General features: G+C 47.2%; 24 protein-coding genes. 5 read left to right on the top strand and 19 right to left on the bottom strand.

What is annotated here, in order from left to right; genetic code table 11:
* Positions 1-13: 13 nt before the first annotated feature.
* Entirely contained in the window at positions 14-940 is a 927-nt protein-coding gene (gene rnz, locus ACH32G_RS12770; protein WP_342007928.1) for a ribonuclease Z, read from the bottom strand.
* Positions 941-1148: 208 nt separating this feature from the next.
* Between rnz and zwf the strand changes: the two genes are divergently transcribed.
* Complete coding sequence (zwf, locus tag ACH32G_RS12765) at positions 1149-2618, top strand: glucose-6-phosphate dehydrogenase (protein WP_016939206.1); 1470 nt, start codon at positions 1149-1151, stop codon at positions 2616-2618.
* A 90-nt stretch (positions 2619-2708) separates the two neighbouring features.
* On the opposite strand, the gene gndA is transcribed toward zwf, so the two are convergent.
* Complete coding sequence (gene gndA, locus ACH32G_RS12760) at positions 2709-4118, bottom strand: NADP-dependent phosphogluconate dehydrogenase (protein WP_007408395.1); 1410 nt, start codon at positions 4116-4118, stop codon at positions 2709-2711.
* Positions 4119-4226: 108 nt separating this feature from the next.
* Positions 4227-5471 carry a DNA polymerase IV gene (locus tag ACH32G_RS12755; RefSeq protein ID WP_448814412.1) on the bottom strand — a complete coding sequence of 415 codons (1245 nt, stop codon included), beginning with the start codon at positions 5469-5471 and terminating at the stop codon, positions 4227-4229.
* Between the two features lie 75 nt (positions 5472-5546).
* Here ACH32G_RS12755 and ACH32G_RS12750 point away from each other — a divergent pair, with 75 nt between their 5' ends.
* Both ACH32G_RS12750 and ACH32G_RS12745 read left to right on the top strand, forming a co-directional pair.
* The gene (locus ACH32G_RS12750) at positions 5547-5828 is read left to right on the top strand and encodes a hypothetical protein (RefSeq protein WP_003153239.1); all 282 of its coding nucleotides are present in this window, start codon (positions 5547-5549) and stop codon (positions 5826-5828) included.
* Positions 5829-5860: 32 nt separating this feature from the next.
* Complete coding sequence (locus ACH32G_RS12745) at positions 5861-6697, top strand: membrane protein insertase YidC (RefSeq protein WP_049626980.1); 837 nt, start codon at positions 5861-5863, stop codon at positions 6695-6697.
* 85 nt (positions 6698-6782) lie between these two features.
* On the opposite strand, the gene ACH32G_RS12740 is transcribed toward ACH32G_RS12745, so the two are convergent.
* From ACH32G_RS12740 to mce, 3 genes are read right to left on the bottom strand one after another with little or no spacing between them, the layout of a single operon-like run.
* Positions 6783-7898: a M20/M25/M40 family metallo-hydrolase gene (locus tag ACH32G_RS12740; RefSeq protein WP_045927160.1), complete on the bottom strand. Its 1116-nt coding sequence runs from the start codon at positions 7896-7898 to the stop codon at positions 6783-6785.
* A gap of 15 nt (positions 7899-7913) precedes the next feature.
* Positions 7914-9431 (bottom strand): acyl-CoA carboxylase subunit beta, encoded by a 1518-nt coding sequence (locus ACH32G_RS12735; protein ID WP_155816762.1) that lies wholly within the window; start codon positions 9429-9431, stop codon positions 7914-7916.
* On the bottom strand, positions 9424-9852 hold the full coding sequence (mce, locus tag ACH32G_RS12730; RefSeq protein ID WP_016939041.1) for a methylmalonyl-CoA epimerase: 429 nt from the start codon (positions 9850-9852) through the stop codon (positions 9424-9426). Before mce ends, ACH32G_RS12735 begins: the two co-directional genes overlap by 8 nt.
* A 93-nt stretch (positions 9853-9945) precedes the next feature.
* On the opposite strand from mce, the gene prli42 reads away from it, so the two are divergent.
* Positions 9946-10041, top strand: coding sequence for a stressosome-associated protein Prli42 (gene prli42, locus ACH32G_RS12725; RefSeq protein ID WP_016939040.1), 96 nt, complete (start codon positions 9946-9948; stop codon positions 10039-10041).
* Positions 10042-10054: 13 nt separating this feature from the next.
* Here the strand turns inward: prli42 and ACH32G_RS12720 are convergent, their stop codons facing one another.
* The 6 genes from ACH32G_RS12720 to brxB all read right to left on the bottom strand — a co-directional run bounded on the left by ACH32G_RS12720 (position 10055) and on the right by brxB (position 14571).
* Positions 10055-10585, bottom strand: a complete 531-nt coding sequence (locus tag ACH32G_RS12720) for a L,D-transpeptidase (RefSeq protein WP_016939039.1) — start codon at positions 10583-10585, stop codon at positions 10055-10057.
* A gap of 68 nt (positions 10586-10653) precedes the next feature.
* Positions 10654-11607, bottom strand: a complete 954-nt coding sequence (locus tag ACH32G_RS12715) for an aromatic acid exporter family protein (protein ID WP_016939038.1) — start codon at positions 11605-11607, stop codon at positions 10654-10656.
* 76 nt (positions 11608-11683) lie between these two features.
* A complete protein-coding gene (locus ACH32G_RS12710) occupies positions 11684-12406 on the bottom strand; it encodes an amino acid ABC transporter ATP-binding protein (RefSeq protein ID WP_016939037.1) in 723 nt (240 codons plus the stop codon).
* Complete coding sequence (locus ACH32G_RS12705) at positions 12399-13058, bottom strand: amino acid ABC transporter permease (protein WP_448814411.1); 660 nt, start codon at positions 13056-13058, stop codon at positions 12399-12401. The genes ACH32G_RS12710 and ACH32G_RS12705 overlap by 8 nt, the downstream gene beginning before the upstream one ends.
* A 61-nt stretch (positions 13059-13119) precedes the next feature.
* Positions 13120-13887 (bottom strand): transporter substrate-binding domain-containing protein, encoded by a 768-nt coding sequence (locus ACH32G_RS12700; protein WP_045927157.1) that lies wholly within the window; start codon positions 13885-13887, stop codon positions 13120-13122.
* Between the two features lie 246 nt (positions 13888-14133).
* Positions 14134-14571, bottom strand: coding sequence for a bacilliredoxin BrxB (gene brxB, locus ACH32G_RS12695; RefSeq protein WP_003153223.1), 438 nt, complete (start codon positions 14569-14571; stop codon positions 14134-14136).
* A 179-nt stretch (positions 14572-14750) separates the two neighbouring features.
* Here brxB and ACH32G_RS12690 point away from each other — a divergent pair, with 179 nt between their 5' ends.
* Positions 14751-15647, top strand: a complete 897-nt coding sequence (locus tag ACH32G_RS12690) for a YegS/Rv2252/BmrU family lipid kinase (RefSeq protein ID WP_448814410.1) — start codon at positions 14751-14753, stop codon at positions 15645-15647.
* A 46-nt stretch (positions 15648-15693) separates the two neighbouring features.
* On the opposite strand, the gene ACH32G_RS12685 is transcribed toward ACH32G_RS12690, so the two are convergent.
* Genes ACH32G_RS12685 through yqiS form a run of 7 tightly spaced genes read right to left on the bottom strand, consistent with a single transcriptional unit; the run spans position 15694 to position 23543 of the window.
* A complete protein-coding gene (locus ACH32G_RS12685; protein WP_448814409.1) occupies positions 15694-16965 on the bottom strand; it encodes a dihydrolipoamide acetyltransferase family protein in 1272 nt (423 codons plus the stop codon).
* Between the two features lie 21 nt (positions 16966-16986).
* Positions 16987-17970, bottom strand: a complete 984-nt coding sequence (gene bfmBAB, locus ACH32G_RS12680; protein ID WP_045927155.1) for a 3-methyl-2-oxobutanoate dehydrogenase subunit beta — start codon at positions 17968-17970, stop codon at positions 16987-16989.
* Positions 17971-17982: 12 nt separating this feature from the next.
* Positions 17983-18975 carry a thiamine pyrophosphate-dependent dehydrogenase E1 component subunit alpha gene (locus tag ACH32G_RS12675; RefSeq protein ID WP_060964809.1) on the bottom strand — a complete coding sequence of 331 codons (993 nt, stop codon included), beginning with the start codon at positions 18973-18975 and terminating at the stop codon, positions 17983-17985.
* Positions 18976-18997: 22 nt separating this feature from the next.
* On the bottom strand, positions 18998-20419 hold the full coding sequence (gene lpdA, locus ACH32G_RS12670) for a dihydrolipoyl dehydrogenase (protein ID WP_016939030.1): 1422 nt from the start codon (positions 20417-20419) through the stop codon (positions 18998-19000).
* Complete coding sequence (buk, locus tag ACH32G_RS12665; RefSeq protein ID WP_095241629.1) at positions 20409-21524, bottom strand: butyrate kinase; 1116 nt, start codon at positions 21522-21524, stop codon at positions 20409-20411. Before buk ends, lpdA begins: the two co-directional genes overlap by 11 nt.
* A gap of 17 nt (positions 21525-21541) precedes the next feature.
* On the bottom strand, positions 21542-22636 hold the full coding sequence (gene bcd, locus ACH32G_RS12660) for a branched-chain amino acid dehydrogenase (protein WP_007612452.1): 1095 nt from the start codon (positions 22634-22636) through the stop codon (positions 21542-21544).
* A 13-nt stretch (positions 22637-22649) separates the two neighbouring features.
* Positions 22650-23543, bottom strand: coding sequence for a phosphate butyryltransferase (yqiS, locus tag ACH32G_RS12655; protein ID WP_448814408.1), 894 nt, complete (start codon positions 23541-23543; stop codon positions 22650-22652).
* Positions 23544-23615: the final 72 nt, after the last annotated feature.

Here is a 23615-nt window from a genome sequence, read left to right as displayed (position 1 = left end):
AAGCGTCCATTTTTTAAGAGCGTTCCACTGTGACTTCCATGAAGTCAAATGCGATCCTGCTGTTTTCAAATACCGCTTTCGCCTCATGTTCCAGACGCTCTATCGGCGATTCGCCTTGATACCTTGCGCTGATGTGAGTTAAGATCAGCTGCTTCACGCCTGCTTTTTTTGCCGTTTGTGCAGCCTGTTCTGTCGTCGCATGATAGTAATTATGCGCAAGCTTTGCATCTTCTTTGGCAAACGTCGCTTCATGAACAAGTACATCGGCATTGCGCGCAAGCTCGGTTACCCGCTCTGATGCCCGGGTATCCCCTGAAAAAGCGACGATCCTCCCCTTTTTCGGCGGCTCCAAAAAATCCTGTCCATCAATTATTCTTCCATCATCAAGCGTGACTGTTTCGCCTTTTTTGATCTTCTGATAGACGGGGCCGGGCGGAATATTCATTTCCTTCAGTCTGCCGGCCTGCAATGCACCGGGAATATCTTTTTCCTGTACACGGTAGCCGAACGCTTCTACACCGTGAATGACGGATGCTGCGGTAACGATGAATTGCTCATCTTCAAAAACCGTTCCCTCTTCAATTTCATGTACGGTAAGAGGATACGTCAAATGGGTCGCCGTCACATTCAGGCTTGTTTCGATAAATGCTTTTATGCCTTTTGGCCCGTAAATCGTCAGCTCTTCTTCACCGCCCTGAAATGACCGGCTTCCCAACAGACCCGGAAGACCGTAAACATGATCACCGTGAAGATGGGTGATGAAAATCTTTTCAATTTTCCTCGGTTTGAGTGTTGTATGTAATATCTGATGCTGAGTGGCTTCTCCGCAATCAAACAGCCATACGGAACGCCTTTCTTCAAGAAGCTTCAGCGCGACGGACGTTACGTTTCTCGCCTTTGCCGGCATGCCGGCCCCCGTCCCTAAAAATAATAATTCCACAATGCTTCCTCCTAGATCTTTGTACTACTAAGGATACAGGATCAGGCTGAAAATGTGAATTCACCCGGGGCTTCTCCGGCCTGATTAATTTTTTTCCGCAAACCTCAAAAAACAGGCTGAAACATTTGCTTTCAACGAATTTTAGATTTAAAATGAAGGAAATATGCGGGGTTTTAAACCATGCTTCAGATAAAGTGAGGTACTCTAAGTGAAAACAAACGACAAACCAAAAGCAGTAATTGTAATATTTGGTGCCACAGGGGATTTGGCAAAACGAAAACTTTACCCATCCATTCACCGTTTATATAAAAATGGTCAGATTGGTGAAGAGTTTGCAGTTGTAGGTGTTGGAAGAAGACCTTGGTCAAACGAGGACCTCCGTGAAACCGTTAAAACGTCTGTTTCTTCGGCTGGGCAAAAAGACATAGATGATTTCACATCTCATTTTTATTACCATCCGTTTGATGTAACGAATCCGGGTTCCTATCAGGAGCTGAATGTCCTGCTTGATCAGCTTGAACATACATATGAAATCCCGAACAACCGAATGTTTTACTTGGCAATGGCCCCTGAGTTTTTCGGCACAATCGCAAAATCGCTTAAAAATGAAGGTGTCACAGCGACAAAAGGCTGGTCCCGTCTCGTAATTGAAAAGCCGTTCGGCCATGACCTGCCGAGTGCGAAAGAGCTTAACAAAGAAATACGGGAAGCTTTCACAGAAGATCAAATTTATCGGATCGACCATTACTTGGGCAAGCAAATGGTTCAAAACATCGAAGTCATCCGTTTTGCGAATGCGCTTTTTGAACCGCTTTGGAATAACCGCTACATCTCAAACATCCAGATTACGTCAAGTGAAGATCTCGGCGTTGAGGATCGCGCGAGATATTATGAAAAATCAGGCGCACTCCGCGATATGGTTCAAAACCACATTTTACAAATGGTCGCTCTGTTAGCGATGGAACCGCCTATTAAACTGAACACGGAAGAAATCCGCAGCGAAAAAGTGAAGGTGCTGAGAGCTCTCCGCCCTGTCGCTCCAAATGAAGTGAGCGATTACTTCGTCCGCGGACAATACCAAGCGGGAACGATCAACGGAAACTCTGTACCGAGCTATACAGATGAACAAAACGTAGCACCGGATTCCAATACAGAAACATTCGTATCCGGAAAGCTGTTAATCGACAACTTCCGCTGGGCCGGCGTTCCGTTTTATATCCGAACAGGGAAACGGATGAAAGAAAAATCAACGAAAATCGTCGTTCAATTTAAAGACATTCCGATGAACCTATATTACGGCAATGAAACGAATGTAAACCCGAACCTGCTTGTCATCCACATCCAGCCGGATGAAGGCATCACTTTATATCTGAATGCTAAAAAACTAGGCGGGGCCGCACATGCTCAGCCGATTAAGCTGGATTACTGCAGCAACTGCAGTGACGAAATGAACACACCGGAAGCTTATGAAAAATTGATTCACGACTGTCTGCTCGGCGATGCAACGAACTTTGCCCATTGGGACGAAGTAGCGCTTTCTTGGAATTTCGTCGACGCGATTTCCGAAACATGGGCAGCCGACAAAACCCTTTCCCCGAATTATGAAGCCGGATCAATGGGACCTAAGGCTTCAGACGACCTCTTAGAAAAAGACGGCCTTCACTGGTGGAATATATAAGAAGAAATTAAAAAACCGCGGCGCTGTTCATAAGGCCCGCGGTTTTTACATATCAGAAAAGCCCCCGCAGTTATTGCGGGGGCTTCTTCATTACTTCATCCATTCAGTATGGAAAATGCCTTCTTTATCCGTGCGTTCGTACGTATGCGCGCCGAAGTAGTCACGCTGCGCTTGAATCAAGTTTGCAGGAAGCACTGCCGTACGGTAGCTGTCGTAATATGCAAGTGCGCTTGAGAACGAAGGTACCGGCACGCCTTGGGCTACGGCAAGTGAAATCACTTGGCGAAGGGCGCCTTGGTAGCTTTCTGCAATGTTTTTGAAATAGCTGTCTAACAGCAGGTTGTCAAGCTCCGGTTCACGGTCATACGCATCTTTGATCTTTTGCAGGAACGCCGCGCGGATGATACAGCCGCCGCGGAAGATCATCGCGATTTCACCGTATTTCAGATCCCAGTTATATTCTTCAGACGCTGCTTTCATTTGGGCGAAACCTTGTGCGTAAGAACAGATTTTACTCATGAAGAGCGCTTTTCTGACCGCTTCAATCAGCTCTTCTTTGTTTTCAGTGACCGGCTTAACGTCAGGCCCGGACAACAGGCTGCTTGCTTTCACACGCTCTTCTTTCATTGCGGAAATGAAACGCGCAAAAACAGATTCAGTGATAATCGGAAGCGGCACGCCTAAGTCAAGAGCACTTTGGCTTGTCCATTTACCCGTTCCTTTTTGGCCTGCTTTATCAAGGATGACGTCAACAAGCGGTTTGCCCGTTTCTTCATCTTTTTTAGTGAAAATGTCAGCCGTGATTTCGATCAGATAGCTGTCAAGCTCACCTTTGTTCCACTCAGCGAATACTTCGTGAAGCTCTTCGGCAGACAGTCCGAGCACCTGTTTCAAAATGAAATAAGACTCAGAGATCAGCTGCATGTCACCGTATTCGATACCGTTGTGCACCATTTTCACATAGTGCCCCGCTCCGTCCGGGCCGATGTATGTCGTACAAGCTTCTCCGTCCACTTTAGCAGAAATGGCTTCCAAAATCGGCTTCACGAGTTCGTGCGCTTCCTTTTGGCCGCCCGGCATAATAGAAGGCCCCTTAAGCGCTCCCTCTTCACCGCCTGATACACCCGTCCCGATAAAGTGAATACCGCTTTCGGCAAGCTCTTTGTTCCGGCGCTGTGTATCTTTATAGTATGTATTTCCGCCGTCAATCAAAATATCGTCTTTTTCCAGATGAGGAAGAAGAGATTGAATCGTCGCATCCGTTGCAGTTCCCGCTTTAACCATTAATAAAATTTTGCGGGGTGTTTCAAGAGACTGGACAAACTCCTCGATACTGTATGTACCGACAACATTTTTGCCTTTTGCCTCTTCTAAAAACTCTTCCGTTTTGCTGCTTGATCTGTTGTATACAGACACAGAAAATCCCCGGCTTTCAATGTTAAGAGCCAGATTTTTACCCATTACCGCAAGACCGATAACTCCGATTTGTTGTTTTGACATATTCTAACGTCCCTTCTTCAAACGTTTAACCATTTTAAAATTTAAATTAAAATAAAATGATATTTATACTAAAGAAATTATCATACATAACCCCTTTTTTCAAGTTATTCACCTTTTCTTTTCATCCTGAAAAAAGTCTCTGTTAAAGCTCGTTCCCCTTGTTTTGCTTTCTTCTTTTTTCATGACGGCGCCTTTTCGGATCATGTGCCGGCCGTATTTTTCATTCAGCTCGTTCATCATCTGAACAATCGGCTCTTCCTTTGCATCCTCCTTGAATGAAAACAGGTCAAGCTGTTTATACGCCTGCTGTTTTTCGACCAGTTCCGTTCCGGTGATGCCGAGAAGTCTCACCGGGTTTTGGTTCCAGTGCTTGTCAAACAGTTCCATCGCCGCATTCATGATGTCTTTTTTCTGATCAGCCGGATTGCTGAGGGTCATGCTTCTTGTGACCGTTTTCCAATCCGCATAGCGGATCATGATGAACAGCCGGCAGGCCATGACCTCCTTACGCTGGAGCCGTTCGCTTACAGACAGCGCGAGGCGGTCAAACACGCCGGTTAATTCATCCCAGTCAGCCGAATCATGCGAAAGGGTGGATGAGTTGCCGACGCTTTTAAATTCATAAATCCGTTCGGGATCGACTTCTGCGCGGTGGATGCCGTTCGCCTTATCCTTCAGCCTCGGCCCGTTTATGCCGAGCAGCATTTTCAGCGCCCGTTCATCTCCTTTTGCCAAATCACCGATCGTTTTGATGCCGAGCGTTTTTATTTTTTCCGCAGTTTTCGTTCCTATACCGTGCATCTCTTCGATCGGGAGAGGCCACAATATGTCCGGCAGCTCTCTTTTTCTTAAAATGGTGATGCCGAGCGGTTTTTTCATATCAGACGCCATCTTGGCGAGAAACTTATTCGGAGCGATGCCGATGCTTGACGGAAGCAAAAGCTCTTTTTGCAGCCTTGCCTGAATGTCTGCGGCTGTCTCATACGCCCTGTGTCCGTGCGGTGTGTCCGTAATATCCATGTATCCTTCATCAATAGAAACAGGCTCGACTAAATCCGTATACTCCCTCAGAATGCTGAACATTTCTTTTGACGAACTCCGGTAGCGGTCAAAATTCGGAGGAACGACGATGAGTTCCGGACAGAGGCGTTTCGCCTGCCACACCGGCATGGTGGTCTTTACGCCCCGCGCTCTCGCTTCATAGCTGCAGGTGACGATGATTCCTCTCCGTTCCTTCACGTTTCCGGCAACGGCGAGAGGTTTTCCCTTTAAAGTCGGATCATACGCCATTTCTACAGAGGCATAAAAACTGTTCATATCGATATGAAATATAATTCTCCCTTTTCCGGCCACTCCCGGCGCCTCCTTTCCTTTCATAGACAACCTTATATATATGTAGTAAAATAAGAGCTGAATGGATGTGATAAAATGATTCTTGAGTCAATGAATGACTTTTTATTTTTAGTCGATTTTTTCACAATTATTCTTCCCGCTCTGACCGCGATCGGCATCGCTTTTCTATTGCGTGAGCGCCGCGCAGGCGAGCATTGGAGAACGAAACGAATAGATGAACATCAAGCAGTCGTTCAGCTGAACCGAACAGACTTTCTTATTATTATATATCATCGCATTACAACTTGGATACGTAAAGTCATCCGCATGAATTCACCGGCGAATGATGATGAAGATGTCAGCTTCCTCCTTTTATAACGGCAAGTGAAGATAAAAAGGAGGAGACATAATTGTCTAAAACATATCAAAAATGGATAGCTTTCGGATTATTTTTTATCGTACTGTGCACAGGCCGCTCGGCTTTTGCGGCGACATCTCAGACTCAGACGGGAGGCCTCGGGAATATCGGTTTTTTCCACGATTACCTGATCGAGCCGTTTTCGGCACTTTTAAAAGGTGTGGCGGGCCTGTTCCACGGTGAGTACGGACTGTCGATTATTCTGGTGACGATTATCGTCCGGATCGTTGTATTGCCTTTGTTTGTGAACCAATTTAAGAAACAGCGGGTGTTCCAGGAAAAAATGGCTGTGATCAAACCGCAGATCGACAGCATCCAGGCTAAAATGAAACAAACGAAAGATGCGGAGAAACAAAAAGAACTGCAAATGGAAATGATGAAGCTTTACCGTGAGCACAATCTGAATCCGATGGCAATGGGATGCCTTCCGATGCTGGTGCAATTCCCGATTTTGATCGGTTTTTATTACGCCATCCGCTCAACACCGGAAATCGCTTCACACTCGTTTCTGTGGTTCAGCTTAGGGCATTCTGATATTCTTGTATCACTGTGCGCGGGCGCCATGTATTTCTTACAGGCTTATATTTCCCAAAAGTTAAACGAGAAATATTCACCGGCCGCTCAAAATCCGGCCGCGATGCAGTCAGCAAAAATCATGGTCTTTATTTTCCCTGTCATGATGACCATTTTTTCACTTAACGTACCGGCTGCGCTTCCGCTTTACTGGTTTACAAGCGGACTGTTTTTAACAGTGCAGAACGTGCTTTTACAGCAGACGCATCATAAAAAGAAACAAGCTGCGGCTCAGGCGGAGCCCGCAAAATCATAACATTGAACCTGCCGTGTGAATTCCGGCAGGTTTTTTCATGTGGATCTTACGAAAAAAAGCACCCAATTCATTGGGTGCTTCGTTTTTAGTTGGCTGCTGTTTCGATAATGGCAACAACCATTTCCGCCGTTTTGACGAGCTCTTCAATCGGCATTTTTTCATTTTTCGTATGGATTTGTTCATAACCTACTGACAGGTTGACTGTCGGAATGCCGTGGCCGGCAATGATGTTCGCGTCACTTCCGCCGCCGCTCGTCTGAAGTTCGCTCGGCCGGCCGATTTTTGCCGCCGCTTTTTTCGCGACTTCCACAACCTGATCGCCGTCCTGGTATTTGAAACCCGGATACATGACCGCGATGTCCACTTCTGCGCGGCCTCCCATCTCAGCTGCCGCAGATTCGAAAGCTTCCTTCATTTTCTGCACTTGCGCTTCCATTTTTTCAGGCACTAACGAACGCGCTTCAGCCAGAATATCAACTTGATCGCAGACGATATTGGTTTGCGTGCCTCCTTCAAAACGTCCGATATTAGCCGTTGTTTCTTTATCAATACGGCCGAGCGGCATTTTTGAGATTGCTTTTGATGCGATTGTAATCGCGGAGATGCCTTTTTCCGGTTCTACTCCCGCATGAGCCGTTTCTCCGAAAATGGTTGCTCTCACTTTCGCTTGTGTCGGCGCGGCTACAATAATGTTGCCGACTTTTCCGTCTGAATCAAGCGCAAAACCGTATTTCGCGGTAATGTCTGAACGATCCATTGCTTTTGCTCCGACTAATCCTGATTCTTCTCCGGCCGTGATGATGAATTCAATCGTTCCGTGCTCGATGTTTTGTTCTTTCAGCACTTTAATGGCTTCAAACATTGCGGCAAGGCCCGTCTTATCATCAGCGCCTAGAATCGTCGTGCCGTCGGTTTTGACATAGCCGTCTTCCACAATCGGCTTAACGCCTTTTCCCGGAACAACAGTGTCCATATGCGATGTGAAATAAATCGTATCCGCATCTTTTGTGCCCTTTAAGGTGCAGATTAAGTTGCCGGCTCCATGCCCCGTCACTTCTTTTGTATCGTCTTCTTTTACGCTCAATCCTAAATCAGTGAATTTTTGTTTGAGCACCTTGCTGATTTCCGCTTCGTGTTTTGTTTCTGAATCAATTTGAACAAGTTCCAGAAATTCTTCAAGCAGGCGTTTTTCGTTTACCATTTTCAGTTCCTCCGTTTAAAGCGGTATATTACCGTGCTTTTTTTTCGGTCTTTCCTCTTCCTTATGTGCAAGCATGTCAAATGCCTGAATCAATTTTTTCCTCGAGTCTTCCGGCCGGATGATGTCATCCACCATACCGCAGGCAGCCGCTTTATACGGACCAGCGTTTTCCTTTTCATATATGGCTTTTTTTTCGAGCTTCGTTTTTTCCGGATCGTCAGAAGCTTGTATGTCTCTGCGGTATAAAATCGATGCCGCGCCTTCTGCTCCCATCACGGCAATTTCCGCATTGGGCCAGGCAAATACAAGATCAGCTCCGAGCCCTTTCGAATTCATGGCGACATAAGCGCCTCCGTAAGCTTTTCTGATGATGAGCGTCACTTTCGGCACCGCCGCTTCGGCAAAAGCATACAGCAATTTTGCTCCGTGACGGATGATTCCCGCATGCTCCTGCTGAAGGCCCGGCAGAAATCCGGGAACATCAGCGATCGTTAACAGCGGAATATGAAATGCGTCGCAAAAACGGATGAATCTCGACGCTTTGTCAGCGGCATCAATCGTGAGGCTCCCCGCCAAATGTTTCGGCTGGTTTGCGACAAAACCGACCGTGCGACGTCCGAGCTTCAGAAAACCGACAGCAATGTTTTTGGCAAAATACGGCTGAATATCAAAAAACGTTCCGTCATCCGCCAGTTCTTTTATCACCTGTAACACATCGTAAGGTTTCGAACTGTCTGCGGGAACGAGGGTGTTTAATAACGGTCTGATGTCTTCCTTTTTAACGGGCACTGACGTCTGTCTGCCGTGCGGGAGATAAGAAAGCAGGGTTTTCACCGCGGAAAGAGCCTCTTTTTCCGTTCGTGCGGAATAGTGGGCATTTCCGCTTATCACATTATGTATTCCCGCACCGCCTAAACTTTCCGCGTCAATCTGTTCACCCGTCACCTGTTCAATGACTTTAGGGCCTGTAATAAACATGTGCGACGTCTGTTCCGCCATAATCACAAAATCCGTCAGAGCGGGTGAATAAACAGCACCGCCGGCACATGGCCCGAGGATAACAGAAATTTGCGGAATCACTCCCGAGTAAAGGACGTTCCGCCTAAAAATATGACCGTATCCATTTAATGATACCACACCCTCCTGAATTCTCGCACCACCTGAGTCGTTCAGTCCGATGATCGGGGTTTTATTTTTAGCCGCCAGATCCATCACCGCCGCGATTTTTTCGGCATGTGTCTCACCGAGCGTCCCGCCGAGAACGGTAAAGTCATGAGCAAATAAATACACGGGCCGTCCGTCAATTGTCCCGTATCCAGTAACGACGCCGTCTCCCGGAGCATTCTGGCATTCGGGCATGCGGCTTTTGGCAAACGGCTGAAGCTCTGAAAAACTGTCTTCATCCAATAAATAGGAAATTCTTTCTCTTGCCGTCAGCTTGCCTTTTTTGTGCTGTTTTTCATTTCTTTCCGCACCGCCGCCGTTTGTTAAAAAGGAACGTCTTTCGTTTAAATGTCTGATATGGTCACTCATGCTCATCTTGAGTTTCTCCTTTTTCAATTGTTTCACAAAGCTCAATCAAAACCCCGTTCGCCTCTTTCGGGGAGAGAAATGCGACCTTCTTCCCGCCCGCTCCGCTTTGCGGTTCATGATGGATCAAAGTCATGCGGCTTGATTCAAGCTCCTTGATCGTTTCCTTAAGATCGGCGCACCTGAACGCCAAATGATGCAGCCCTTCGCCTCTTTTCTGTAAAAAAGAGCTGACGGGAGACGCTTCTGACAGCGGCTCAATCAGCTCAAGTTTTGTGCTCCCCGCTTCTAAAAAAGCAACTTTCACATTTTGGCCGTTTACCAATTCGTCTCCTATATACGTAAGCCCCAGCATCCGTTCATAAAATCCTCTTGCGGCATCAATAGAGCTGACGGCAATACCGATATGATCAAGTTTTTTCATCGCGCGGGCACCTGCTTTCTGTCATAGGATATGGCTTGTTCATACAAGCAAAACACGTTAAAATGATAGACAGTAATCTTAAGGAGTGAAACGATGTCTCAGAAATTCATGAAAAGCGCCGTCATCGTCATTTTAGGCGTATTTATACTGTCAACAGTCCTCTCAGGCATTATGATGTATTTGCGATAAAAAAGCGGGCGCCTCATTGCACGGGGGTTTCCTGCTTTTTTATGAGGGCTTTCCGCTCTTTTGCAATGTCCTCAAATGAGCGGTTTTCTTTTGTAATCAATACTTTTGTTCCGGGAGGGATAATCCGAAAAATATGGATGACATCCCGGTTTTTCATGCGGATACAGCCGTTTGATACAAACCCTCCGATCAGCTCTTCTCTGTTTGTTCCGTGAATGCCGTATATCCTGCCGTCGGTTCCTTTCGCATCAAAACCGATCCAGCGGACGCCGAGCGGATTTTCCGGCGCGCCTCCCTCTACATTTTTCTTCCGGTAATACGGATTTACAGCCTTGACCGTTACCGTAAATTCTCCTTCAGGTGTCAGATCATCTGTTTTTCCCGTCGCCACCTGATAAATGCCTTCTATTCGATTATCCTTCACAACCGCAAGCGCATTTTTGGTTTTATTGACGATAATGTAAGGGTCACCCGGCAAAGGATTCGCGCCAAGCGGCCAAAGCGGAGACAGCAGCAGAACAGCTGACAATAAAAAAAATCGCATGGGCTCCCCTCCTTTTTTCATTAGAATGACCAATGAACGGGGGACTCATGCGATAATTCATGTGTTTTTTACAGCTTGATGCCTTTGAAATAACTTTTAATCACGAGATATTGTTCCATCTCACCGAGCAGGTGGAATAAAGCCGCCCGCGCTTCAAATTCCTCGCGTGTTGCCGGGAGCGGCATTTCTTCAAATTCCGTTCTCATTTCCGCCAGTCTTTTTAAAAATTTATGGGCGGTATTGCCGGGATGAATGGCTTCCCTTAATTCATGGATAAAATGGGCAATCATTTTTCCCTGCTCCACCGTTATTGAAACAGAGGTAATCTTCGGCAGCAGCCTTTCGATAATTTCAAATTGTTTCTGTCTCATTTTAAAATAATGATAGTAGAGATTTTCATGGCGCAAAATATGATTCTGCACGTCCCGGTACGCGAGGTTTTTCGCCTCTTGAATCATCTGATGCGTCTCCGGTATTTCTTTCCCCGTCCAATCTTGCTCACCTGTTAACAAATATCGTTCGATTTCGGCGAAGATGACGGCAAAGTTGTCCTCGATTTTTTTCCGGTACGCCGCAAGTTTTCTGTCCAGGCTCGGCATATACAGATTCATTAACAGCGCGACGCCGATACCTACGGTGATCAGCTGGAACTCATTCCAGATAAACGCCGGCGTAATGCCGCCGGACATATATAAATGAAGAATGATAACTGAGCTGGTGACGATCCCCTCGTTTATTTTTAAAACGACTGTAGTCGGAATGAACAGCACGAGCAATATTCCGATCACAAACGGATAATAGCCGATCAGTCCGAAAAAGACATATGAAAAGACGATCGCCAATAAACAGGCGGCAAATCGGGCCCACGAGGCCTGAAGCGACCGCTTTTGCGTAATTTGGATGCACAATATGGTGATGATTCCTGCGGATGCGAAGTTTTGCAGATGCAACAGCTGGGCTAAATAAATGGCCAGCGCCGTTCCAAGTGCGGTCTTTAGTGTGCGGTAACCGATTTTAAACATTGCTTGCTCCATTCTGTTTGTTTCGTTCTCAAAAAAAAGAAGAAGAGCATTCTTCTTCTTTTCTTACAGTTATATTTTATAATATTTTTTCTAAAAAGTCCTGTGCTCTTTTTGACTTCGGAGAAAGAAAAAATTCTTCCGGCGGCCCGTCTTCCACTATTGTGCCATCATCCATGAATAATACGCGGTCTGCGACTTCCTTGGCAAACCCCATTTCGTGCGTGACGATCACCATCGTCATGCCCGTCTGCGCGAGCTCTTTCATCACCTCAAGGACTTCTTTGACCATTTCCGGGTCAAGGGCTGAGGTCGGTTCATCAAACAGCATGATGTCAGGATTCATAGCAAGCGCCCGCGCGATGGCGACGCGCTGCTTCTGCCCGCCTGACAAGCGGTTCGGATAGTCGTTCCGTTTTTCAAGCAGCCCGACTTTTTCGAGGAGCGCGCACGCCTTTTCTTCCGCCGCCTTTTTGGACTCTTTCTTCACACTGACCGGCGCGTATGTGATATTATCAAGCACCGTTTTATGAGGAAACAGATGAAAATGCTGAAATACCATGCCGATATTTTCCCGCACTTTCAGTTTATTCGTTTTAGCGGCGGTGATTTCTTTTTCCTTAATGGCAATCGTTCCGCCGCTCGGGGTTTCCAGCAGATTTAAGCAGCGCAGAAACGTTGATTTGCCCGAGCCGGAAGGCCCGATGACGGCGACGACTTCACCTTCTTGGATCTGTGTTGAAATGTTTTTCAATACTTCATGTTTCCCGAATGATTTTGAAAGGTTGTCGACCTTAATCATTGGCTTTCAGCTTCCTTTCTACGCCTTTTCCGATGAATGCTAAAATCAAAACGAGCACGTAATAGATTAAGCCCGCCACAATAAGAGGCTCTAAATAGTTGTATGTTGCGGCGCCGGACTGGTAGGCCCGTCTCATGATATCGCCGAGACCGATAACCGTGACGATAGCCGATTCTTTCGTCAAAGTGATTAATTCGTTTATAATGGCCGGAGAAATGTTTTTGAACGCCTGCGGCAGCAGCAGATCTTTCATCATTTTTCCGTACGGCACGCCGAGAGCGACGGCAGCCTCTTTTTGTCCTTTGTCAATCGCGTTGATTCCCGCTCTGATAATTTCAGAGACGTAAGCGGCAGAATTGAGCGATAAGGCGGTGACCGCAGCCCAAAATTGGTCGATCTGAAAGCCGAGGAGCTGCGGCATACCGAAATAAATGATCATCAGCTGCAGCACGAGCGGCGTGCCGCGAAAAATTGAAGTATAAAAATTCGCAATCCATTTCAGCGGACTGATCGTGCTGATTTTAAACAGACTGAGAATGATGCCTAATACAAGGCCGATGACCGCTGATACGAGCACAATTTTTAATGTGACGGCAAGGCCTTCCAATATAAAAGGAATTTGGGGTATTGTCGCTGAGAAATCCAAATTCATACGTGTGATCTCCTTTACCTTTATTCAAGATAAAAAGCTCAACGAAAAGTTGAGCTTTCTTTTATTTCTCGTTGGTGAACCATTTTTTCTTCAGTTTTTCGATTTCTCCGTTTTTCTCCATTTCTTTCAGCGCTTTGTTAAACTTCGCTGTCAGATCACTGTCTTTGCGGAACGCAATCGCGGAGCCCGATTCGTCTGATTTCGCATCTGCTGAGACAAAGCCCTGCAGATCATGATTTGAACTGAAATAGCCCTGTGCCACGATGTCTTCGATAATTGCGGCATCAAAACGTCCGGATTTAATCTCTTCCGTTAAGTCTGAAATGCGGTTGCGGTCTTCGAGCTGAAAACCGTATTTTGAAGCAAGCTTCTTGCCTTTTTCTTCTTGAATGGAGCCGAGCTGAACACCGACGGTTTTGCCTTTCAGATCATTCAGAGATTTAATGCTGCTTCCCTTTTTCGTAACGATCATATTGTTAGCAGTATAATAAATATCTGAGAAATCTACTTGCTTTTTCCGGTCCGGCGTAGGTGTCATTCCTGATAAAATCATATCAACCTGCTTAGACTTCAGCGATGTAATCAGACTGTTGAAGTCCATGTCCTGCACCTCAACGTCATAGCCGGTCTTTTTGCCCAGAGCTTTTGCAAGATCAACGTCAAATCCGACGATCTGATCGCCGTCTTTATATTCAAACGGTTTATAATCAGCCGATGTACCCATAATCAGTTTGTTCTTTCCGCCTTCTGAGCCTGAATTGCCTGATCCGCAGGCGGACAGTGCAAAGGTGATACATGCGGCAGTCAATACCAACAGCCATTTCTTCATGATTATTTTCCCCCATATCTGCTTATCTCTTAAACTTGAATATTTATTCGTTAATCTGTATTTTAAACACTTTTTACTAGTTATGCAATACTATTTTCAAAAAATATAATTCCCTTTCTTTATTTATTATAGTCATTGTTTTTCGAATGAGTGACAGCTGATTGTCGGTGCATAAATATTTATATTTATACAAACACCATATAAAAAAACCCCGCAAGCGCTTGGCTCCGGGGTTTTCCTTTTTACTTATACTTCTTCACAATATTCTTCAAAGGCTTCCTGCAGTTTTGTGACGACTGCCATAGGCTCATGTCCTTCAATTTCATGGCGTTCCACCATTTTCATGATTTTCCCGTCTTTTAAAATCGCAAAGGACGGAGAGGACGGCGGATAGCCTTCAAAGTATTCTCTCGCTTTTGCTGTCGCTTCTTTGTCCTGTCCGGCAAAAACCGTCACAAGCTGATCCGGGCGTTTATCATAATGTACGGAATGGTACGCCGCAGGTCTTGCAATTCCGCCTGCGCATCCGCACACAGAATTGACCATAACAAGTGTCGTTCCTTTTTTCGAAAGCGCTTCGTCCACTTCCTCAGCGGTTTTCAGCTCCGTATAACCGGCGGCTGTGATTTCCTGGCGGGCTTGACGCACGACATCATTCATAAATAAATTAAAATCCATATTCAACTGGGACCTCTCCTTTTTGATCATCTTCTCTTATGATAGCAAGGAACCTGCCCTATCGGCAAATGACACCGCTCATCTCTGATTGTTTTTTGTCCCTTTTATGTTTTCGGTGTAAGTTTATGACCTTTTAAAAACGGGAAACTTGTTAAAGAGATTGTCTGAAATAAAGGAGCAGTCGTATGAGCCAACGGAAAGCAATATTAATTTATAACGGAAACGCCGGTCAAAAACAGATTGATAAAACCCTCGGCACGGTCGTCCCCATTTTGGCCCAGTCAGCTGACGAGCTTTTGATTAAACCGACCAAACATCAGGATGATGCCAGTCAGTTTTGTGAAAATCTCGACAGCTCGGTTGACCATTTATACATTTTAGGCGGAGACGGCACGGTGCATCAATGCATCAACAGCATCAGCAAGCTTGATCACAGACCCGCTGTCGGCATTTTGCCGGGGGGAACGTGCAACGATTTTTCACGGGCGCTCGGCATCCCGCAAAATCTTCAAAAGGCCGCTGAAGCGCTCGCAGCCGGGCATAAACAAATGATAGACGTCTGCAAATCGGATGACAGCTATTTTTTGAACTTCTGGGGGATCGGGCTGATCACTGAAGCATCGAGCCATATTAATGAAAAAGAAAAGGCATTGCTCGGGAAAATCAGCTATTTCACGAGCGCCTTGCGGACGATGACAAGCGCGAACCCTTTTCCCGTCAGATTGACGATCGACGATGAGGTGAAAGAAGACGAAGCCGTTATGGTGCTTGTTATGAACGGGCATTTTATCGGGACAAACAGAGTTCCCCTGCCTGATGCCAGCCTTCAGGACGGGTTAGCCGATGTGTTAATCTGCCGCAGCACAAGCCTTGCCGCTTTGCGGGAGCTGATGACGATGGAGCAGGGTTCATTTGATGATTTTAAAGGGGAGCTTTCGTATATTCAGGCTTCCAGGATTGAAATCGAAACTGAACGTGAAATGGACGCGGATACGGACGGCGAGGTATATGGAAAGGCGCCTTGCACGATCGAAGTAAAAAAACATCATCTCACCATGCTCGTTCCCGAAGATTCAGAATGAAACTGAAAAAAACTCCCTTTGCCGCCAGGGCAAAAGGGAGTTTTTTTTAATAGACTGAAGTATTTTCGTCAATGTTTTCTAAGATCTCTTTGACGCGTCCGAGGAAACGGCCGCATACGAGCCCGTCAAGCACTCTGTGATCTAAAGACAGGCAAAGATTAACCATATCACGCACGGCAATCATCCCGTTATTCATGACAACCGGACGTTTGACGATTGATTCTACCTGAAGAATGGCTGCCTGCGGATGATTGATAATGCCCATAGACTGAACAGAGCCGAAAGATCCCGTGTTATTGACGGTAAAGGTGCCGCCCTGCATATCATCGGCGGCAAGTCTTCCGTCTCTCACTTTTTTCGCAAGATCCGTTATTTCTCTGGCTATGCCTTTAATCGTTTTTTCATCAGCATGCTTAATAACCGGAACAAACAGCGAATCTTCTGTGGCAACGGCAATGGAGATGTTGATGTCTTTCTTTTGGACGATTTTGTCCCCCGCCCACATGCTGTTCATTTGCGGGAACTCTTTAAGAGCCTGCGCCGCCGCTTTTACAAAGAAAGCGAAGAATGTTAAATTGAAGCCTTCTTTTTGTTTAAACGAGTCTTTAATACTGTTTCTGTACGCCGTCATGTTTGTGACGTCAACTTCCATCATCGTCCAGGCGTGCGGAATTTCTGTTTTGCTTTTATGCATATTGGCTGCGATGGCTTTTCTGACGCCTGTAACCGGAATTTCAATATCACCGGCTGACAGAGCTGGTGCCGGCGCTTGTTTTTGCTCCTGTTTCGGTGCTTGTTGCGTTGTTTGGACGGCAGCCGGTGCCGGCGCTTCCGTCTTCTGCTGCATTCCCGAATCAATGATCTTTTGAATGTCTTTTCGCGTAATTCTTCCGCCTGCACCCGTTCCTTCAACTTCTTCAAGCTGAATGCCGTGTTCTCCCGCTAACCTGAGCACGGCCGGCGAATATCGCGCTTTATTTGACTGATCTTTACCTGCACGGTTTGAATCGGTGTCTGCGGTGTCTGCAGGGGGATTCTGCACTTCTTCCCGCTTCGGCGCCTCTTCGGCTGCCGTTTCTTCTGTTTCAATTTTGCAAATGATCTCGCCTACTGCAAGAGTCTGCCCTTCTTCCCCTACTAGTTCTGTAATCGTACCGGTAAAAGAAGACGGCACCTCTGCATTCACTTTATCTGTCATGACCTCCGCGATGGGGTCATATTTATTCACTTGATCACCCGGGGATACCAGCCATTTGCTGATCGTCCCTTCCGTCACGCTCTCTCCGAGCTGAGGCATAGCAATTTGTTCAATCGCCATGTCAAAAACCTCCTTACGTCTTTAAAACTCCGCTAATTCTCTCATCGCGGCTTCTGCTTTGTCAGGATTCATCATGAAGTATTTTTCCATTGCCGGCGCATAAGGCATCGCCGGAACGTCAGGACCCGCAAGCCGCTTGATCGGTGCGTCTAAATCAAATAAGCAGTTCTCAGAAATAATGGCGGCGACTTCGCTCATAATGCCGCCTTCTTTCGTATCTTCTGTGATCAGCAATACTTTACCCGTTTTAGATGCGGCTTCAATGATGGCTTCTTTATCTAACGGATAGACCGTACGCAAATCTAATATGTGCGCGGAAATTCCGTCTTTTTCAAGACGCTCGGCAGCCTGCAGAGCGAAATGGACGCATAAACCGTACGTAATGACAGTAATGTCGCTGCCTTCGCGTTTTACATCCGCCTTACCGATCGGAAGGACGTAATCGTCAGCAGGGACTTCGCCTTTAATCAGGCGGTACGCCCGCTTATGCTCGAAAAACAGTACGGGGTCTTCGTCACGGACAGCAGCTTTTAACAGCCCTTTTGCATCATAAGGAGTTGAAGGCATGACAATTTTAAGGCCCGGCTGGTTGGCAAAGATGGCCTCCACAGATTGGGAATGATACAACGCCCCGTGCACGCCGCCGCCATAAGGCGCTCTGATGACCATCGGACAGCTCCAATCATTGTTTGAACGGTAGCGGATTTTTGCCGCTTCTGAAATGATTTGGTTGACCGCAGGAAGAATGAAATCGGCAAACTGCATCTCCGCGATCGGACGCATGCCGTACATGGCGGCGCCGATGCCGACGCCCGCAATCGCTGATTCCGCAAGCGGCGTATCCATCACCCGCTCTTCTCCGAACTGCTCATAGAGACCTGCCGTGGCTTTAAACACGCCGCCTTTTCTCCCGACGTCTTCCCCGAGAACAAAAACGCGCGGATCTCTTTCCATTTCTTCTTTCATTGCTGCATTAATACTGTCAATATAAGACATTACAGACATAAGTATTCCTCCCTACTTCGCATAAACGTGATCAAGCGTTGATTCAGGAGATGCATATGGCGCTTTCTCCGCTTCGTCTGTCGCTTCGTTTACGATCGCCATGATGTCATCCAGCATGGTCTTTTCTTCTTCTTCACTAAGAAGCCCGGCTTCTTGAAGGTATGTTTTGTATATAAGAAGCGGATCTTGTTTCTTTGCTTCTTCTACTTCTTTGCGTTCTCTGTAGCTGCTGTCGTCGTCGTCACTCGAATGCGGCGTCAAACGGTAGGAAACCGTTTCGATTAATGTAGGGCCTTCGCCTTTAGACGCACGTTCGCGCGCTTCTTTCACGACCCGGTAAACTTCCAGCAGATCGTTTCCGTCAACAGTGACGCCCGGCATACCGTAGCCTACCGCCCGGTCGGAGATATTCTCGCAGGCCACCTGTTTGTCATACGGGACAGAGATGGCATACTTATTGTTTTCACACATGAAAATGACCGGCAATTTATGCACGGCGGCAAAGTTCGCCCCTTCGTGAAAATCTCCCTGATTGGAAGAGCCTTCTCCAAAGGTCACGAAAGAAACGATATCCTTTTTATCCATGCGTCCCGCAAGCGCGATCCCGACTGCGTGAGGGACCTGCGTCGTAACAGGAGAGGAGCCCGTTACGATTCTGTTTTTCTTTTGACCGAAGTGTCCCGGCATCTGCCTTCCGCCTGAGTTCGGGTCAGCCGCTTTCGCAAAACCGGACATCATCAAATCCTTTGCAGTCATACCGAATGCAAGCACAACCCCCATATCTCTATAGTAAGGAAGCACATAGTCGGTATCGCGGTTTAAAGCATAGGCCGCGCCTACTTGTGCCGCTTCCTGCCCTTGACATGAAATAACGAACGGAATTTTGCCCGAGCGGTTTAACAGCCACATTCTTTCGTCGATTTTTCTGGCTAACAGCATGGTTCTATACATTTCAACGGCTTCCGCGTCAGAAAGCCCTAATGCTTGATGGCGGTTTGTAGTCATTCAAACCCCTCCTTCTTTCCTTTTAAAAATGAATCGCGTTTCCGTCTGCGGCTAGTGCAGCTTCTCCAATCGCCTCTGAAAGCGACGGGTGCGGGTGTATGGACTGGCCGATTTCCCACGGCGTCGCATCGAGCACCTTGGCAAGCCCCGCTTCAGAGATCATATCAGTGACGTGCGGACCGATCATATGAACACCGAGAATATCATCTGTGTTCCGGTCGGCGACGATTTTGACAAAGCCGTCGCTTTCCCCGTAAACAAGAGCTTTTCCGATCGCCATGAACGGAAACTTTCCGATCTTAAGTTCGTGTCCTTTGCGTTCGGCTTCTTCTTCTGTCAAACCGACACTCGCCGCTTCCGGATTTGAATAAATGCATTTTGGCACAAGAGCGGCATCAAGAGGCGCCGGATTAAGACCCGCCATATGCTCAACGGCAATGATGCCTTCACGGGATGCCACATGTGCAAGCTGCAGTCCGCCGACAACATCACCGATCGCATAAATGTGCGATTCCTTCGTCTGTCCGGCTTCATTTACGACGACAGAACCGTTTTCCGTTACAATGTCCGTGTTTTCAAGGCCGATTCCTTCAATGTTCGGCTGGCGGCCGATGGAAACAAGCATTTTTTCTGCATGATACGTTTCGCTTTTTCCATTCTTTTCAGCATCAATTGAAACACCGTCCGCTTTCTTCAATGTATCCGGAAGCACTTTCGCACCCGTCACGATCTTAATTCCTTTTTTCGTTAACAGTTTTTCCATTTCGCTTGAAATATCACGGTCCTCAGTCGGCAAAATGCGGTCCGCATATTCGATCACAGTGATATCGACGCCGAAATCGTTCAGCATGGATGCCCATTCAATACCGATGACACCGCCGCCGACGATCATCATAGATTGGGGCAGACGTTCAAGCTCAAGCGCTTCATCTGACGTCAGAATATATGTACCGTCAGCTTCTAAACCCGGCAGCATTTTCGGTCTCGAACCGGTTGCGATAATCAATTGTTTCGGTATCAGCATGTCGTTTTCTTCGCCATTTGCGTATTCAACGGAAACCGTACCTGGAAGAGGTGAGAAGATGGAAGGGCCGAGCATACGTCCGTACCCGTTGAATACATCAATCTTCCCCTTTTTCATCAGGTGGGCTACACCGCCGGCCAGCCGGTCAACGATTCCCTGCTTTCGTTTTTGCACACTGTCAAAACGGAGGGAGACACCTTCCGTTTCAATGCCGAACGATGCCGCTTCCTTTGCTGTCCGATACACTTCCGCGCTTCTTAACAGCGCTTTACTCGGAATACATCCTTTATGCAGGCATGTTCCGCCGAGTTTTTCTTTTTCTACAACGGCCGTTTTTAAGCCGAGCTGGGCCGCTCTGATGGCGGCGACATAACCGCCTGTTCCGCCGCCCAGAATGACCACATCATACTCAGTCGCCATCTGTTTTCACTCCTTCGCCGATCTGATATTGTTTTGCCTGCTCCTCACCGGCTAAAACCCGAAGCGCGCCTTGCGCGAGAGATTGCAGTTCATTTTCTCCCGGATACACCAGTACATCCGAAATCCAATCTATGTACGATCTGATGGCGGATACGAAACGTTTCCCGTACGCTAATCCGCCCGTCAGGACGATAATGTCTACTTTTCCTTTTAAAACGGCACTTGCCGCCCCGATTTCTTTTGCTACTTGATAAGCCATGGCATCATAAATGAGCCTTGCATGCTCATCTCCGTCCTGAATTCGTTTTTCCACTTTCAATGCGTCCGTTGTTCCCAGGTAGCCGGACAGTCCGCCGGTGCCGACAAGTTTTTTCATCATATCGGCTTTTGAATATTTGCCGGAAAAACACATTTCCACCAGATCTCCAGCCGGAACGGTTCCCGCACGTTCCGGACTTAAAGGTCCTTCACCGTGAAGCCCGTTGTTGACATCCGTCACCCTTCCGCAGTCATGAACGCCGACTGTGATCCCTCCGCCCATGTGGGTGACGACCATCTTCATCTGTTCATACCGCTTGCCGAGGGACGCCGCCGCCTGACGGGCAACGGCTTTTTGGTTTAAAGCATGAAAAATGCTTTTCCGCTTGATTTCAGGCATCCCTGATACTTTAGCGAGCGGAGTCATCTCATCCACTACGACCGGATCGACGATGTATGCCGGGATATTTAGCCCGTCAGCAATTTCCCTGGCAATAATTCCGCCCAGATTGGAAGCATGCTGGCCGTTGTAGCCGTTTTTCAAATCAGTGATCATGGCGTCATTCACTTCATATGTTCCGCCCTCAATCGGTCTGAGCAGGCCGCCTCTGGCACAAACGGCATCAAACTTTGAAATGTTGATGCCCTGTTCGTGCAGAGACTCAAGTATGCTTATTTTTCGAAATTCGTATTGGGCGATAATGCTGTTAAATGTTTTCAGCTCTTCTTCGGGGTGCCGCAGCGTCTTTTCAAATATACAGCGTTCATTGTGAAAGACGCCGATTTTCGTTGATGTTGAGCCTGGATTCAGAATGAGAATGCGTTTTTCCTGTTCGAACATTTTCATACCTCCAGATCAATTTCCTACCGTCTGCTTAATATGCTTTGGCCGTTTTGCAGAAACTGGCTTCTTGAACGGCGCATGCGCTCAATTCGTTCCTCAGCAAGACGGTCAGCCGCTAAGTATGTCGGAATGCCGTCACGCGCAGAAATATCGAGCACCCGTTCAATGTTTGCATAGATGCCTTCAACCTTTTTCAAAGCCCGCTCTGCATTGTAGCCGTAAAGCTCATCTGCTACATTGATGACGCCGCCGGCATTGATGACATAGTCCGGTGCGTATACGATTCCCATCTCATGAATGGTATCGCCGTGACGTGTCTCTTTCAGCTGGTTATTGGCCGCTCCCGCAATGACTTTCGCCTTCAGCTGTTTAATCGTGTCATCGTTAATGACAGCGCCGAGAGCACACGGAGCATAAATATCGCACGCCTGTGAGTAAATGTCGTCCGGATCGACTGCACGGGCGCCAAAGTCCTCAACGGCACGTTTAACAGATTCTTTATTGATATCCGTCACGATTAAAGAAGCGCCTTCTTCGTGAAGGTGGCGGCAAAGATTATAAGCCACATTTCCCACGCCTTGCACAGCAATTGTTTTTCCTTCCAGTGAATCAGTGCCGAACGCCGCTTTAGCAGCAGCTTTCATCCCTTTGTATACGCCGTACGCCGTAACCGGAGACGGATTTCCTGAGGAACCGAATGCAGGAGAAATCCCTGTTACATAGTCTGTTTCATCATGAATAATATCCATATCTTCAACGGTGGTGCCGACGTCTTCCGCCGTAATATATCTTCCGTTTAAGCCTTGGATGTACCGGCCGAACGCGCGGAACATTTCTTCATTTTTATCCTTGCGCGGGTCCCCGATAATAACGGTTTTCCCGCCGCCCAGGTTTAGTCCGGCAGCCGCATTTTTATAAGTCATGCCTTTTGCGAGTCTTAATGCATCTTCAATCGCAGCTTCTTCACTGTCATATGTCCACATTCTTGTTCCGCCGAGTGCAGGACCGAGCGTCGTATCATGAATCGCGATGATCGCTTTTAATCCAGATTGTTCATCTTGGCAGAATACCAATTGTTCGTAATCATAAGTCTCCATATATTTAAAAATTTCCATAGGTTCGTTCCTCCTACTGTTCTTGTGATGCGCAAATCGCAAGCGCAATTGAATACAGTTTATTTTCTGCGGTATCCGCTCTGCTCGTTAATGCAATCGGCGCCTTCGCACCGGCGATGACGGCAGCAACATTTGCTTTCGCAAAATAAATCATTGACTTGTAAAGCATATTTCCAGCCTCAATTGAAGGAACCAAGAGAATATCCGCCTGGCCCGCAACGCTTCCGGAAATTCCTTTTTGGAGCGCGGCCGCTTGGGATACGGCATTATCCAAAGCAAGCGGTCCGTCCGCAATGCAGCCCGTAATCTGTCCTCTATTGCACATTTGGACGATTGCAGCGGCGTTCAGCGTCGCCTCCATTTTCGGATTGACCGTTTCAATTGCGGCAAGGACTGCAGCTTTTGGCATAGGGTTCCCTACTGAATGTGCGACATGAACCGCATTTTGCAGAATATGCCGAAGCTCTTCAAGAGTCGGGGCAATGTTCAGCGCCGAATCCGTTACATACATCAGCCGGTCATAGTCCGGCACCTCAAAAACGGCTACATGTGATAACACCTTTTTTGAACGCAGCCCTTCCTGTCGGTTTAACACCGATTTCAGAAGAGTTGAGCTCGGCAGATTCCCTTTCATTAAAATATCCGCCTCTTGTTCGCGCACTGCCCGCACTGCTTTTGCCGCAGATTCTTCGGGTGAATCGGCGTGGACGATTTCAGCATTAAACTTCGGCTCGTTTTCCAGGAGTTCTTTCAGCTTTTCACTGTCACCCGTCAGTAAAAATCGTGCCGATAAGTGTTCTGCCGCCATTTTGAGGGCTTGGATCACTTCTTTATCTGCTGCGTGGGCCACTGCAATGGTTTTTGCGTTTTTTGCCGCGGCTTTTTCAACTAGGTCTCTCAGCTTCATTTTGTACCACCTTCCTTGTGCGAATCCGCTTTTATCAATGCAAGTTCCGTGCCAAATATGCGGGAGGGTTAT

The sequence above is a fragment of the Bacillus sp. CIS52 genome (assembly GCF_053545315.1).
This window is presented reverse-complemented; position numbering and strand designations above follow the sequence as displayed.